The organism is Methanobrevibacter sp. (assembly GCF_045611865.1).
In the GTDB taxonomy this organism is placed as follows: domain Archaea; phylum Methanobacteriota; class Methanobacteria; order Methanobacteriales; family Methanobacteriaceae; genus Methanocatella.
The window spans coordinates 1-16,053 of record NZ_JAZKXX010000048.1 but is presented as its reverse complement, the minus strand read 5'-3'; the positions used below and the strand labels follow the sequence as shown (position 1 = coordinate 16,053).

Here is a 16,053-nt window from a genome sequence, read left to right as displayed (position 1 = left end):
TACAGACAAACCAATCCAGAAATAATAAAGAAATTATACAAAACTAAAAAAGGAATTCTGACATTTTTAGACTTCCAAATGCAAAATTGGACACAAAAACATATAAAAATCAAATAAGCCTATAAAATTTTACAGACTCTTTTTTTTAAAAAATAAATGGGATGTTAGAATTGTGTTATGTCATCCCATGTTTCTGTCGGCTCTTTTCTACCGTTGAATATATCTAAATCAACGGATTTATTTTTAAATGCAACTATAATTGTACAAATTGCATCCCCTGTTACATTAACGGCAGTTCTAACCATATCCAATATGTGATCTATTCCCATAATGACTCCGATTGCATCTACCGGAAGGCCAACTGAATTGAACACCATTGTTAATGTAATCAGTCCCACTGATGGAACTCCTGCTGTTCCGATTGAAGCCATGACTGCAGTAAAAACTACGGTTAGAAGTGCTGTCATTCCCAAATCCATACCATATGCCTGAGCGGCAAACATGACTGCACAGCCCTGCATGATTGCTGTTCCGTCCATGTTGATTGTTGCACCCAATGGAATTGTAAATGATGAAACGTCACGTGAAACTCCAAGTTCAGAAAGCTTTTCCAGGTTCAGCGGAATTGTAGCGTTTGAAGTTGAGGATGAAAATGCGAAAAACATCACTGAGATGAATTTCTTAAAGAATTGGATTGGATTCAATCTTGTAAATATTACCAATAATGACGGATATACGACAAATGCCTGTATTGCAAGACCTAGAAGTACGCATCCTATGTACTTTGCAAGTGGAAGCAGACCACCAAAGCCCAAAGAGGCAAATGTTCTAGCCATTAAACAGAAGATACCGATTGGGGCAAATTTCATGACGATACGTGTCATTTCCATCATGATGGTGTTTGCCTGGGTGAAAAAGTCATTGACTACTTGTGTTTCTTCCCTTAATTTAGCCAATATTATACCTATAAGCAGTGCGAATATGATGACAGGCAACATGTCACCATTGGCCAGGGAGCTAAATGGATTTTCGGGGATTATGTTTAAAACAGTATCGGTTAAAGTGGCATTTGTTGTTACATTTCCCTGAGCAATGCCGATCATATTCAATCCAACACCTGGTTTGATCATGCTTGATATTAAAAGAGCAATTGAAACTGCTAGTGCAGTTGTCACAAGGTATATTAGTATTGTTCTTCCACCTATTGCACCAATCTTTTTAATGTCTGAAATGGAAGCCACTCCAACAACAATTGAAAAGAATACAAGTGGCACAACCAGCATTTTCATTAATCTGATAAATCCTGTTCCTCCAAGATAGAAAACATTGTCTATGAGTATTACATCTTTGATGAAAGGATTTGTAACATAAAAATTAAGTATCAGGCCTAATAGAAAACCCAAAACCATTCCTATTAACATCCAGTTTCCCAAACTTATTTTTTTTATTTTCGCCATCATTGCCATAGTTTATAATATATATTTAATATAATAATAAAATTATGATTTTTGAACATCATATAGGAATAACATGATTTCAATTAAAAATGCGGAACCTCAAGTGTTTTAATAACTTATTTATATTTCTAATTGACAAATAGTAATTCAAGTATTCAATTTTAATTAAAAATAAAAGGTTGTTTTTATGAAATTCAAAAGGATAATGCTGATAGCAGTAATATTGATTTTTTTAACGGCTGGCGCCGTTAGCGCAAGTGATGACAATCAAACAGATTTAACTCTTGCCAACAGTGATATTCAGGAAATGTCTGTTGATGAGGGGGTTTTGAAGGCTCCTTCAACCGATGAGGTTTTGGACATTTCCCAGGATGTTGATGTTTTGGAGGTTTCACTTAATCAAAGCGATGAGGTTTTAGGATTTTCCACATCAAGGATAAATGTCTGGTTTTCAGAAGAGCCATACATTGTTTTGGATAGGGAAAATGACTTTTGGATTTTAAACGATAATAGGGTGGAGTTTCCAAAGGAATCTGCAATCAAAATTGTTGCAAAGGACTTGAATACAGGTAAAACATATAGTGATAGCGTACCGACAGAAACAATTCATTTTGAATACGGTATGGATAACATCCATTATATGGTGTATGCGGACATGTTCAAAAAGATTCCATGGACTGCAAAACACAAATATCTTGTAAAGGTCTATTGGGTTTCTCCTGAAGGAAAAGCAAAGGGCCTTGGTAAACAGAAACTTCAGGTAAAGGTTAACACTAAAGATCTCAAAGTCTATGCAAATGACATTACCACACACCTCTACAGTGGTGAAAAGTATGGCGTTACCGTCTACAAGTCCAACGGACAGCTTGCAACCAATGTGGAAGTTGAGCTCTTTATAAATGACAAGCCGATTCAAAAAGTAAAAACCAATTCCAAGGGTGTTGCATATTTTGATATTCCACAAAAGGTAAAAACCTATAGGGTAAATGCCTATGTTTCGTCATTAAAGAGCAGCAGTGCTCTTTATAAAATCAAGGTGACTCACAGTATTGACCTTCCGAGGGTTGCAGTCAAAAAGTCCGCAAAAAGTCTGACCATTAAGGTCACACTTAAAAAAATCAAGGGCAAGATTTTGAAAGGCCAAAAGATAACCCTGAATTTCAATGGTAATAAATATGTTAAAAAAACCAATAAATATGGTGTTGCAAAATTTACCATTGTAAAGTCTGTCCTCAAAAAGCTTAAGGCAGGAAAAGCAATTAAATACAAAGCCACTTATTTAAAGGACACAGCTTCAAGGAAGGTTAAGGTTCAAAAATAATCTAATGGTAAAATAATTATTTTTACCACTCTTTTTATTTTTTTATATTATTTTTTATTTCTTTTTTCAATTTTTACTATTGAACTTCCCCGTCGTTTTAGACGACGGCGATTCGCAAACCTAAAAAAAACAATGTTTGTTTTTTTAGGAATTTTTTTTTACTGCACCGTAGTTCCTACGATTAATTGTAATCCTTTTTTTAGGATGTTAATACTGGCGTTGATGTCTCTGTCATGCTGTGTGCCACAATTTGGACATCTCCAGTTTCTTATTTTTAGTTTTTTGAGTCCTTTTATATTAATGTTTTGTTCTCCGCATTTATTGCAGATTTGTGTTGATGGAAATCTTTTAGGCACTTTAACGAATTCTACATTGTTCCATTGTGATTTGTATTCTAATTTGTCCATGAATATTCTTGGAGCGTTTAATTGTAAGTTTCGGCTTAAGTGTTTGTTCTTTTTCCAGAATATTATATTTTCGTTTTGAACAGCAATAAAAGAACAATTCTCAACTATACGCTTGGTCGCACAGTCATAATAATCATTGCGTTTGTTTACTAGTCGTGTCATCCATTTTCTGTATAGTCTTTGTGCTTCCAGGTAGCGTACTGACCCTTTTTGGTGGTGGCTCATTCTTTTTTGATATCGGATTATCATACGTGTTTCTTTTTCTAAATCAAGATTGGCTATTTCTTGTTTATTTGAAAGAACAGCTAATTTGCTACATCCGATGTCTATTCCCACCTGTTGTTTTGGTCCGCTTATTTTTTCGGGAATGCGTATGCATTCTATATTGAAAACCGCATAATACTTGTCATAGACTTTTTTAACAGTCACGTGTTTTATTTTTACAGTTGGATCATTTTTGTCTGTTCCTTTTTTTAGTAATCGTTTGTATTTTTTGGTGGTTTTGAATTTGATTATTCCTAGTTTTGCTAATCGTATTTTATCATAACCATTTTTGTCTTTTTGTATTCTGACATTGTTATTGTTGTTTATTATGCGAAATGAGTTTTTAGGATTTTTTAGAGTTTTGAATCTAGGATACTGTGATGGTAAATCATTGTTTTCATATCTTTCAAAAGCAGTAATGAGATCTATTTGAACTTGCTGGCGACTACTTGATTCGGATTCACTAAGAAACGGATTATCACTTTTTAACATGTTCAAAAGGACATTACATGATTTTTTGTTGATTATTACATAATCTTGGTATCCATGAGTAAGCAATAGTTTTTTGAAATTATTGATGAATTCCAGTTCCTTGTTCCAGATAAATCGGCAATGCCCCATATTGGAATCTATCTTAGTGAAATTAACAATCTTTTCACCAAAATCATTCTTATCCCTTTTACTTGGATAAATCCTAACCTCAAGATTCATATTAACCAATTTCATAAGAAAATAAAAAACCCCCATCAAACCTTTTACAACAATCTGAAAAAAATATTTTTTTTACTAAATTTTTCAGTTGATATAGTATAATATCATATGTAATAATATATAAAACACTCACCAAGAGCATTTGTGAAGTAATCCGGCAAAAAGTATACCTAACTAAAAACCAACATGAAAAAATAGAGAAAAATTAATTAAATCAAAAAAATAAAACCTAAAAATAACTATTTACAAAAGTACACCCCAACTGCAATTCATCCCCAACTTGCAGAAGTTGAGGTATTCTTGCAATTTTAAGATAAAATTTATAGTGCTGTTTATTTTTCAAGTGAAATTTTTTTAAAAATATTGAATGTTGTACATTAAAATTCACTTTTTTAGGAAATATGATATAATTTAGAATGTTTTAATAACCTATTTATAGCTTTATTGACAAAATATAACCCAAGTATTCAATTTTAATCAAATTTGAATATTATTCTTTGATTAATTTTAGGTTGTAGAATTATGAAATTAAAAAAGATAATGATAGTTAGCTTATTGCTGCTGGCTATCTTAACAATTGGTGCAGTCAGCGCATCTGAAGGTGCAGATACGTTGGCTGTTGGAGATGGTGCAGATGATTTGGCCGTAGATGAATCATCTGCTGAAGTATTGGCCGATGGAGATGAACTTAGTTATGAAGATATCGATATTGGTGTTGACTGTGGTCATCAATATTCGGCTTCAAATGAGGAAATGGATAATGTTATTAATGTTATGGTCCCAAAAGAATCTAACGGAACTGTTGTTATCTCAAGTGGGGATAAGATACTCATTAACAAGGATTTAAAAGATTTCTCTGATGATAGGACTTGGGATGATGAGTGGTGTGATGGATATGGTATTAATAACGCTGATTTAAATTTCTTCAATGGTCTTTCAAATGAGGATTTAGTAAAAATCTCATTTTATAGTGAAGGCAAAAACATAGCCACAAATTATTATATGGTATTTTTCGAAGATGGTAATTTCTGGTTAGATAATGCTATTTGGGTTGATTATTATGTTAACGAATGGTCACTCATGCCACTTTATGTAGATTCTAATGACAGTGTAATTTTGATAAATATAAATAATCCAGATGTTACCGGTACTTTTTATGTTTATTGTAATAATTACACATATAGATATGAAGTACGTTATGATGAGTGGGGCGGAGCAGGCCATGACTGGATATTAAGTTCCTTTGATATTAATTCACCTGGTTTATATCCTTTCACTGTAAAATATGGTGATGATGAAGCTACTAGTGAAATAATTAAAAAAGGTACTTTAAATGTAACAGAATTTAACTATGATGCTTTCAGATTACTTTCAAGGGAAAGTGAACAATCACTCATCTTATATTGTCCTGCAGGTAGTGAAGGAGCAATCATTTCAATATTCGTTAAGGATGATTGGGAAGATGAATATTCCACACAACCTACTGTAACTCATGAAATTACAAAAGGCGATGAAAATACATGGTTAAGTTGGACCTATGATGAATTCAACGCTCAAAAAGAAGAGGACTCCATCTATTATGTTATAATTAAAAAAGGAGATGAATTTATCTTTAATAATGATGAAGATGGACAGCCTCAGGAAAGTAGTTTCTGGTATGATGATGATACCGAAGAACAATTCACACTTCAAAATGCCACAATCGAAATTTCTAGAAATGATTATAGTATGGCTGGGGATAATGAAGATGATGTTGTAAAATTATGGATTCCTGAAAAAATGGACTTTTCAAAAGGAACCTTCAAAATAACTTCAGGAAAATACACATTATTCTCAAAAGAACTTTCATATAAAGAAATGGACTTCTGGGGTCAGGCAAGAGCTTATGAATTTGCTAGTCTTTCAATATATGACTTGAACTTTAAAGGATTGAAAAATGGAGATATTATAACATTTTCATTTACTAGTGACAACGGAATTGAAGTTAATGCCTCCTGCTTCTATGAAAAATATAAAGAGGATGGTGAAACCTTCGTTGTATTCTATTTTGATCAATATTATGATGCAAATATAGTTGAAGATGATGTTGCTTTACTATTATCCAATGTCCCTGCATTTGTTGATGATGAATTTGTAATAGAATTGGATATTTGCGGTGAAACTATAAAGACCCGTTGGAATATCTCTCAACTCACCAAAAATGAAAAAGGACTTTACGAATTCAGATGCAGTGACTTAGGTGTGGATAAGGTAATTAAAAATGTCGGTATAGATAATACAATTAATCCACTGGTTGATGCATGTATTCAATTCTATTCAAATGGTATACCTGATGATGATTATTATAGTGAATTTAGGGTTTGTCAAAATCCTTGGTTGGCTACTGATGAAATGATTTTAGATTGTGATGATTTAAGTATTATTTCTTTTACTAGTTTCCCTAAAAATGCTGAAAAGACTTTCTATATTCATGTTTCTAAAGATGGTGCTGCAAACAAGACTTACACTTTCAACATGGATAAATTAAGTAAATACTTCCGTCCTGCACCAGAGTGGGATGATGAAGCTCTTGATTCATATGTATTTGAGCTACCTGATTTAAAAATCGCATCTAAAGGCAAATATGATGTCACTATTGAATTTAGAGTAAATGGTGCAAAAAAATATTACGCCACTTCATTTGAAGTTGTTGACTATATAATAGAAAAACCTACCTTGGAAAATGCATTGGATGATATTAATGCACGTGTTCTTACTATTAGTTTACCTATAGATGCCACAGGTAAAGTAATCATTTATGTAAACGGAACTAAAGTGGTTGATACTACATTATCTGAAATCGGAGTTACCTATGCTGATCTAGATGGTTTCCATATTCCTTTAAATGCTTTACAAATTACTGAATCAGGTGTATATGATTTACAAGTGGATGTTATTCCGGATAAAGGTGATTCAAGAACTATAAATACTCAAATAAATGTAACTGTTTCTGAAAATTCAGTTGAATTTAAGGACATGATATATGGTATTAATAACTTAGCATTTATGAATCTTAATATGGGTTCTCCAGTTCCGGCAAACAGTAGTGTCGTCATATATTTCAACGGTACAAAAGCAGTAGTAATGAAAGTTGGAACCGGATTCTATGATGATTTAGAATTCAATAAATATTTCAAAGACGAAATAAACGCTTTAAAACCAGGTGAATATAATGTGGAAGTAAAACTTGTTAGTGCAGGTACTGAAACTTCATTAGGCAGTGGAACATTTAATGTTTTAAACAGAAATGGTACTGTTAATGTTAATGTACCTACCAAAACTATCTTGTCTACTGATAGCCTATTTGCCAAAATAACTTCACTATTAATCCCAACAAGAGGTTATGAAGGGAAAGTGCAATTGAAAGTTTACATCGACCCGTACATGGATGACATTGGTGAAATTGACTCTGAAAATTACGATTCATTCAACTATTGGGATTTAGAATATTTCTGTGATGATGCTGACGGTAAATTTAGTTTAGGTACATTGTCTGGAGGAACTCATACCATATTGGTTAGCTACTATGTTGATTTTGATGAGGTGGATTCTACATCATTTGGTTTCTTCTCAGATAAATTCACTTTAAACGTTAAGAAAACAACCACAAAAATAACTGTTAAAAGTCTTAAAACAACTTATAACAGTGGTAAATATTTGGTTGCTACTATAAAAGATTCTAGAGGAAAAGCTGTAAAAGGTGTTACTGTAACTTTCAAAACAAAAGGAGTCACTAAAAAAATCAAATCTGATAAAAATGGTCAAATTAAATTCCTTGCAAGTGATTTGAAAGCAGGTACATACTCCGCTACATTTACCTTTGCAGGAGACTCAGTGTATGAAAAATCATCTGCTTCAGTTAAATTCACAATAACTAAGGCAAGCACTGCATTAACACCAAAAGCTCCGGCATACAAGGCATCAGTAAAAACTAAAAAGTATACAGTAACTGTAAAAGCAAGCAAAAAGCCATTGAAAAAAGCAGTCCTTATCTTAAAAGTCAATGGTAAAACTTACAAGGTCAAAACCAATACTAAAGGTGTTGCAACCTTTAAAGTTACCAATTTGGCCAGAGCAGGAACTTACACAGCTACTGCCCAACTTACAGGAACTGCCAGTTATAAAGCAGCAAGCAAATCATTCAAAATTGTTGTTAAGTAGATAAATCATCTACTTAATCTTTTTTTATTTTTTTTATTCAATCCTGTTTAAATTATTTTAAACTATTTTCTATGTTTTTCCAATTCTTGTCAATGAAAATTGCCATATTGTCCATTTTTCAAGGGAAATTTTTTTATAAATATTGAATATTTTATATGAAAAACTGATTTTTTAGGAAAAATTATTACTTTTTTGAAGTTTTAATAACTTATTTATAGCTTTATTGACAAAATATAACTCAAGTATTCAATTTTAATCAAATTTGAATATTTATCTTTAATTAATTAAAGGTTGTTGAACATATGAAGTTTAAAAAACTAATGATAGTCAGTTTACTTTTACTGGCTATATTAACAATTGGAGCTGTCAGTGCTGCCGACACGGCAGATGACCTGGCAGTGAGTGATTCTGATGGAGATGCAGTTGAAGCATCTTCGGATGATGTAAAATTAGATGATACATATTTAGACGGTGAACACTATTTCATAGCTATTAATGATGATGATATCATTACTGAGGGTGGTGAAGACTATAATCCCGAAAATTGTATAGCAAGTATAGTATTGCCCGCAAATACAACAAATGGACGTTTTGTTGCTGAAAATGATGGTGAAGAAATATTTAGCTGTGGAATAGATGATGCTGTTTTAACTGATGAAAATAAGTTATTGTGCAATTTCCTTGTAAAGGATTTGGATTTGGACAAAGTTAATGATGGAGATACAATCAGATTTACATTCTATCTTGATGATGTAGAGCAGGTGCAGTATGCCATAATTGCAACAGTCGAAATTTCTGATGATGAAGATATAATAAAATTTGATACAGACCACCGTCCTCCTATGGATGTAGATTACTGGAGAGAAGATTGGCAGGGTCCTATTTACACTGACAGTGATGGGGTTATTGTAGCTGTTGATTTTAGGGAAGAGTTCCTTGATGACTTTAGGGGAAATAACATTTTAGTTTATGTAAATGGTGAACTAATAGAGAATACTTGGCAAATTGATGATTCTTATCATGATTGGACCTTAAAAGATTTGGAAATATCTGATGCAGATGATTATAGGGTAACAGTAGTATATCTAAATGAAGATTCAGATGAATTGGTGCTTTATGATGATACTATAAATGTGGTCGATTTTGGCTTTGACACATTTAGGCTACGTTTTAACTATGATGTGGAAACTGTTGATTTGTATTGTCCTGAAAATTGTGAAGGTACTGTAGTCATTACCACTAAAAGATGGTATGATGAAGATGATGTAGTAGTAAAAACAGTAACTTATGTTCTTTCAGAAGATGATGAAAACGAATGGAAAGAATGGTCAATATATCAATTAGGATTTGCATGTGATGGTAATTACCACGAATTTGAAGTAACAATTACCAACAACAATTATGAATTATTTAGTCAGGTTGTAGGTTATTCATCTGATTATGACCGTAGATTCTGGATTCCTGGTGAAGTTAATGCTGATGATGATAGTGAAATAGTACTTAGAGCATTTACTTTCCCAGAAGATGTTGATTCTGAATTCTATTTAATCCTTTCAGATGAAAATGATGATGTAGTTTGCAACATGTCATTTAACAAAATGGAGGATAAATATTGGTTTGATAACGAAGAAGACTTTAATGAACATTGGTATGGTCCAAGAACATTTATATTGAGCTTAAAAGATTTAATGGAAAAAGAAAATATTCCTATGGGCCAATACAATTTAGCACTCCACTTCACTAAAGATTATGTTCATGATGAAACTTTAGATTGCAATTTAGGCACTATTGGAATAGTTCCTTTCGTAGTTAATATTAACGATGAAGAAGAAGTGTTCACAGATATTCTCAATTACATATTTGAAATTGAAGTACCTGAGGATGCCGATGGTTTTGCAAGCGTTTATGTTGACGGTAATGTTGTCTTTGAAGATAAACCGCTTTCAAAAATTCAATACATCGACCATAATTGGAGAAACGGTCATTTCATCCGTTTAAACGATTTAAATATCACAGTTGATGGCGAATATGAAATTCAATTGAATGTCACATATAATGGCAATACAAGAATTCTCACCACCACTAAAAGAATTGAGGTGGGGGAAAATGAGGCAATTTTAAGATCAGTTGATGATTCTGATGACAGGTATGTTGAGTATTATTTAGGATATCCTGTTTCACCTGATTCAATACTTGGATTATATCTTAATGGTATTGAAGCAGCAAGCATGAGTCTTTATGGTCCTTTTGATGATGGTAATGCACCATTATATTCCTATGAACTCTTGTTCTATTTTGACAATGAATTAACCTATCCTGGTGGTGGTTTAAGAGAAGGAACCTATGATGGAATAGTTAAACTGGGCGATGCTATTATTGGCAGCGATACATTTTCAATATATGACATGTGGATTTATATCTATGAAGATGAATTTGATATGAATGATGATGTAGTAATTATAAATTTCACTGTTCCTGCGGAATTTTTCAATGAACATTGTACTTTTTATGTGTTCAGATGGAGTTATCAGGATATCGTTATTTCTTTCCCAGTAACTGAGGTAACTCATGAATGGAGAGATGACTTAAATATGTATATGTGTACATTTACTCCTGAAGAGTTGCATCTTGACGATACTGATCTTTTCAATGATTTTGATAATCTTCAATTTAGTTTTGTTTACAAAGAAGAACCTAAATATGAAGGAGAAATTGATGATGTTGATGTAGGATTTGAACTTGAACGTCAAAGTTTCTGGAAATTATATACAAGTGAAGACCTTGCAAAATTCGGCTATTATGATGATGAAAGTCCTCTATACATTAAACCGAATGCTATCGTTCTTGATGGGGATGAACTGTACAATGAATCAACTTGGGTTGCCAGATTATACATTGAGGAATATACTGCTAGTGGAAACATTGTAATGACAATAAGTGGTAGTGATGTTGAATTATTCAATATCGATGTCGACGATGCTGATTTAGGTGATACTCATGATGGAATTTATGGATTCAATGTATGTCTAAATGAAGTGGACTTTTCAGCTGTTCAGGATAAGGATGTACTTGAATTAACTTTCAATGACGATAATGGTGATGTATATACCAAATTTATCATTGCTCAACGTACAGATTCATTCATAAAATTGTATGATATTGGTGACGAAGGTATAGAAGATTATCCACCTGGATTCACTGCTTTCTATCGTAACTTAACCAATGGAGATTATGGTGCAGCGATGGGTTGGAATGGTAATGGTCATTTCATTACTGTATATACTCCAACTACCCTTGAGGATAATGATTTAAACATTTCCATTACCTATGATGACGGATCATTCACCAAAGAATTGTCACTCAGTGACTTGTTATGTGAATTCCAATATTATGTTGGAGATTATCTTTATTCATATGCAATTACAGATGAATTAAGAAACATGCCTGACGGAAACTATACAGTTGTATTTTACTTTAAAGACCAAGTAATAACTCAAAAACGTTGCAAAGAGGGAGATTATGTATATAAAATACTCACTCCTGATGATTTTGCTGATCAATTTGACATTGATGTTAAAGACAAACTATATGATGCAAATGATGTTGTCTTAAGCATCCTTGCTACCGATTATACAAATAGAATGGCTATTAACTTTGACCTTGGTATAGGATACTTTAGCGTATATGTAAACGGCACCAGACTTGAAAATCTTGGAAGATTGATGAATTGTATGGAATATGAAATTGATGATTATGGTGAACCAACTGGTAATATGATACCTTCCGATGTAAATGCAACAGAACTTGAACTGTTCTATTTATGTACTGATGAGGTAGGATGTCCTGAATTATACCTATCATTAGCTGATTTAGGTATTACTGAAGCAGGTACATACAATATTAGAGTTACCCATTTCCCTAGTGTTAAAGGTGGTTTAGATGATCATCATGAAAACAGGGAATATGCTGCTGAATTTTTCTACATCACTGAAACAGAATTAATCAATAAGGATGTTGTTTTAACAAGTCATCTTGCATTCATTGATATTGATGCTGTTGACAGTGATATTGTAATTACCTTAACCGATGAAGAGGCACAACCAATTGCAAATGCTACAATCAGCTATTCAATTAATGGCATTGTTCAAATTGGTGCAATTACCGATGAAAACGGTAAAATCAGTGTTGCAGCTCCTGAAGGAGATGTTATAGTTACTGCATCCTATGCTAATGCAGAAGAATCAGCTACCCTTTACTTCCCTGTTTCAACTGAAATGGTTGTTACCAATGTAGGAAATGCTGTAATCATTACTTTAATCGATGCATCAGGCAACAAATTGGCCGGTGAAGCTATAACCTACATAATCAACAAGGGTGAAGAACAATCAGCAACCATTGGTGATAATGGTCAGGTTATTGTCGGTTCATTTAAAGGATTAACCAATGTGATAGGTAACTATGCAGGTTCTGCTTTATTTAAAGCTTCAACTGCAAACGCAACTCTTGACTTGCCTGAAATTACACAAAATACAACTTTAAGTATTTCTGAAGGTAATCACAGTGCTATCATAGTCTTAGTAAGTGGTGAAACTCCTGTTGCAGGTGCTAACGTTACCTATACTATAAACAGTGTTGCTGCTAGCGGTTTAACTGACCAACAAGGTATCCTTACTATCGGTGATTTAAACGGTGAAATTGCTATTGCTGCAAGTTTTGCTGGTGATGAAATCTATAATCCAAGTGTTGCATCCGCTACATTTAATTTCACTGAAATCGATGATGGCAACTCAACTCCTGAAAATACTACAGTTGTACCTGTAGATACTATTCTTAGTGCAACTTCTCCATTTACCAAGACCTACACTTATAATGATGTATTGGTTGTAGTTCTTAAGGATGTAAATGGAACTCCAATTTCAGGTGCTAAAATAACCATTAAAATTGGTAAAACCACATATAATGTTTATACCAATGACAAAGGTAAAGCATCATGCAATGTTAATGTAGCTCCTAATAAATATACTGCTGCAATTTCATATGCAGGTAATGCAACTTATGCTAAATCTTCAGCTACCTCTGCGGTGACTGTATATAAAGCAGCTTCAGCATTCAAAGCTAAATCCAAAGCATTTAAAGCAGCTACAAAAACCAAAAAATATGCTGTTGTATTAAAAGCTAACGGTAAAGCAGTTAAGAATGCTAATGTTGTCCTTAAAATTGGTTCTAAAAAATATAAGGCAATTACCAACACTAAAGGTAAAGCAGTCTTTAAAATAACTAAATTAACCAAAAAAGGTCAATTTACCTCTAAAATTAAATTTGCAGGTAACAGTTACTTTAAAGGCACAAGTAAAGCAGTAAAAATAACTATTAAATAAGTGATTTATTTCACTTATTTTATTTTCTTTTTTTTAATAATTCCGTTTAAATTATTTTAAAGCATTCTATTTATTTATCCAAGTAGGGTCTATAAAATTTGTTTTGTTGTCTATTTTTTAACTGAAATTTTTTTATAAATAATGAATATTGTATACTAAAGATTAGTTTTTTAAGAGAAGTTATTATGGTTTGTAAGGTTTTAATAAATTATTTATAACTTTATAGACAGAATATCATTCAAGTATTCAATTTTAATTGGATTTGAATATTAATCTTTAATTTAATCAAAGGTTGTTAAACATATGAAATTAAAAAAGGTAATGATGGTCAGTTTAATATTGCTGGCCATATTAACAATTGGAGCTGTCAGCGCTTCTGACGTGGCAGATAATCTGGCAGTAAGTGATTCGTCTCAAGATGCAGTTGATGCGTCTTTTTATGATGAGAAATTAAGTGATGATGTCGATGTATTCTATGTTCATTCAGATGAAGAAATTAGATTGGATGGTGATGAAGAGTATAATAGAACAATGGATTTTGGAGGAGTAGGATTACCATATGATACCCATTCAGGGGCTATGGTTGTCAGTGTTAAAGATAAGGTTTTATGCTACATTCCAGTTAACAGGGCTGATGAAAGGCATTGGTTTGTAAACGAGGAAAATCATTTCCTTCATGGATCCCTATGGTTGAGTGACATAAATTTCACAGGAGTATGTGATGGTGATATACTAAAATTCTCCTACACCTTAGATGACAGGCACACTCAATATCATATAATAACCATGAACGATAACACATTCTCTCTTGAACACACTCCTGAAGGCTATTATGGCATTCATGTTGATGATAATTTTATTTTTAACACTAAAAATGATGTAATTGCTGAAATAACATTACCATACGCAAGCCAAGGCACTTTTGTCATCTATCAGTGGGGCCATAGAATATATCAAAATACCATTGGTGTTGGAGACGGATGGTATAGTGAAACAAATGGAAATTTAAAATGCATTGTATATGATGACGGTTTAGGTTACAATTTCGATGAAAACAAATCTTTCGGTTATCAAGAGCAGTCATATCAATTTCTTTCATTTGTTTTCCTTGATGGTCAGGGCAATGAAGTTGAGGAGTATACTGTTGCCTTAAGATTAATTGATGAAGATGAATCATGGTATGAGGATTTAGGCCCTAAAACTCCTTTAGTCTTCAATAGAAACGCAATCAGCACTGTCGGTGATTCCAAGTATAACTCTTCAACATGTGTTTTCGGAATAATCGACGATGAATATATTATTGGAAGAATTGTTTTTTCAACAAGTGATGGGAAAATTTTAATAAATGAATCCGTTCCAAAAAAATCCAAAAAATGGGGCATAATCGGTTGGGATGGAGCTTCTATTTACAGAATTTATTTGGATAGTTTGGATGTTTCAGACTTTAAAAATGGAGATACCTTTAAATTAGAATTTTATAAGGATGATGATACAGAAAGACCAATGTATTCACGTTCTTTAAGTGTTGAATTAAATAATGGATCTATGATATTCACAGATATTAATGGCGGAAAAATTAATGCACATGTTTATTTCAATTATGATGTAGATTTCGTTTATCCACAAACATCTACATTGCAAGTAGGTCTTTTTGACGAAATTGGAAATCCTATTTCAGGAGAAATTGTCCAGATTACTTTTGGAAAAAAAGTATATGAGAGAAAAACTAACAGCAAAGGAATTGCCACACTTTCACTTAGTCTTGATCCTGGTTATTATGATGCATATGTTGACTATCCGGAAAATGATGTTTATTTTGGTTCTGGTGATTCTTTCACTGATATTCTAGTATCAAAAGCTACTCCTAAAATAACTGCTAGTTCCAAGACATTTAGTGTGAAAACCAAAACCAAAAGTTATGCAATTGTTTTAAAAGACAGTAAAGGCAAGGCAATTAAAAAGGTTAGTGTGACTATTAAGGTTAACGGTAAAACATACAAAGCAACTACTACCAGTGCTGGTAAAGCTACTTTTAAAATTACCAAATTAACCAAAAAAGGCAAATTCACTGCTACAATTAAATTTGCAGGTAATAAATACTTTAAAGCTATTAAAAAATCTGTTAAAATAATAACTAAATAAGTAAAGGTTAAAACCTTTACACTTCTTTTTTTGAGTCTGTAAAATTTTATAGGCTTATTTGATTTTTATATGTTTTTGTGTCCAATTTTGCATTTGGAAGTCTAAAAATGTCAGAATTCCTTTTTTAGTTTTGTATAATTTCTTTATTATTTCTGGATTGGTTTGTCTGTAGT

The 16,053-nt window shown here is 32.5% G+C and carries 6 protein-coding genes; 4 read left to right on the top strand and 2 right to left on the bottom strand.

What is annotated here, in order from left to right:
• Positions 1 to 164: 164 nt before the first annotated feature.
• Positions 165 to 1,466 carry a dicarboxylate/amino acid:cation symporter gene (locus ACKI32_RS04875; protein WP_407414068.1) on the bottom strand — a complete coding sequence of 434 codons (1,302 nt, stop codon included), beginning with the start codon at positions 1,464 to 1,466 and terminating at the stop codon, positions 165 to 167.
• 178 nt (positions 1,467 to 1,644) lie between these two features.
• Between ACKI32_RS04875 and ACKI32_RS04870 the strand changes: the two genes are divergently transcribed.
• The gene (locus tag ACKI32_RS04870; RefSeq protein ID WP_407414066.1) at positions 1,645 to 2,778 is read left to right on the top strand and encodes a hypothetical protein; all 1,134 of its coding nucleotides are present in this window, start codon (positions 1,645 to 1,647) and stop codon (positions 2,776 to 2,778) included.
• Positions 2,779 to 2,936: 158 nt separating this feature from the next.
• On the opposite strand, the gene ACKI32_RS04865 is transcribed toward ACKI32_RS04870, so the two are convergent.
• Positions 2,937 to 4,175: an RNA-guided endonuclease InsQ/TnpB family protein gene (locus ACKI32_RS04865; RefSeq protein ID WP_407414064.1), complete on the bottom strand. Its 1,239-nt coding sequence runs from the start codon at positions 4,173 to 4,175 to the stop codon at positions 2,937 to 2,939.
• 507 nt (positions 4,176 to 4,682) lie between these two features.
• On the opposite strand from ACKI32_RS04865, the gene ACKI32_RS04860 reads away from it, so the two are divergent.
• From ACKI32_RS04860 to ACKI32_RS04850, 3 genes are all read left to right on the top strand, one after another.
• The gene (locus ACKI32_RS04860) at positions 4,683 to 8,360 is read left to right on the top strand and encodes an Ig-like domain-containing protein (RefSeq protein ID WP_407414062.1); all 3,678 of its coding nucleotides are present in this window, start codon (positions 4,683 to 4,685) and stop codon (positions 8,358 to 8,360) included.
• 302 nt (positions 8,361 to 8,662) lie between these two features.
• The gene (locus tag ACKI32_RS04855; protein WP_407414060.1) at positions 8,663 to 13,738 is read left to right on the top strand and encodes a hypothetical protein; all 5,076 of its coding nucleotides are present in this window, start codon (positions 8,663 to 8,665) and stop codon (positions 13,736 to 13,738) included.
• Between the two features lie 303 nt (positions 13,739 to 14,041).
• The gene (locus ACKI32_RS04850) at positions 14,042 to 15,880 is read left to right on the top strand and encodes a hypothetical protein (protein WP_407414058.1); all 1,839 of its coding nucleotides are present in this window, start codon (positions 14,042 to 14,044) and stop codon (positions 15,878 to 15,880) included.
• Positions 15,881 to 16,053 lie beyond the last annotated feature (173 nt).

What these genes read in the sequence shown, in the direction of transcription:
- ACKI32_RS04850 (WP_407414058.1), top strand. Translation starts at nt 14,042, where the DNA reads ATGAAATTAAAAAAGGTAATGATGGTCAGTTTAATATTGCTGGCCATA.
- ACKI32_RS04865 (WP_407414064.1), bottom strand. Translation starts at nt 4,175, where the DNA reads ATGAAATTGGTTAATATGAATCTTGAGGTTAGGATTTATCCAAGTAAA.
- ACKI32_RS04860 (WP_407414062.1), top strand. Translation starts at nt 4,683, where the DNA reads ATGAAATTAAAAAAGATAATGATAGTTAGCTTATTGCTGCTGGCTATC.
- ACKI32_RS04875 (WP_407414068.1), bottom strand. Translation starts at nt 1,466, where the DNA reads ATGGCAATGATGGCGAAAATAAAAAAAATAAGTTTGGGAAACTGGATG.
- ACKI32_RS04855 (WP_407414060.1), top strand. Translation starts at nt 8,663, where the DNA reads ATGAAGTTTAAAAAACTAATGATAGTCAGTTTACTTTTACTGGCTATA.
- ACKI32_RS04870 (WP_407414066.1), top strand. Translation starts at nt 1,645, where the DNA reads ATGAAATTCAAAAGGATAATGCTGATAGCAGTAATATTGATTTTTTTA.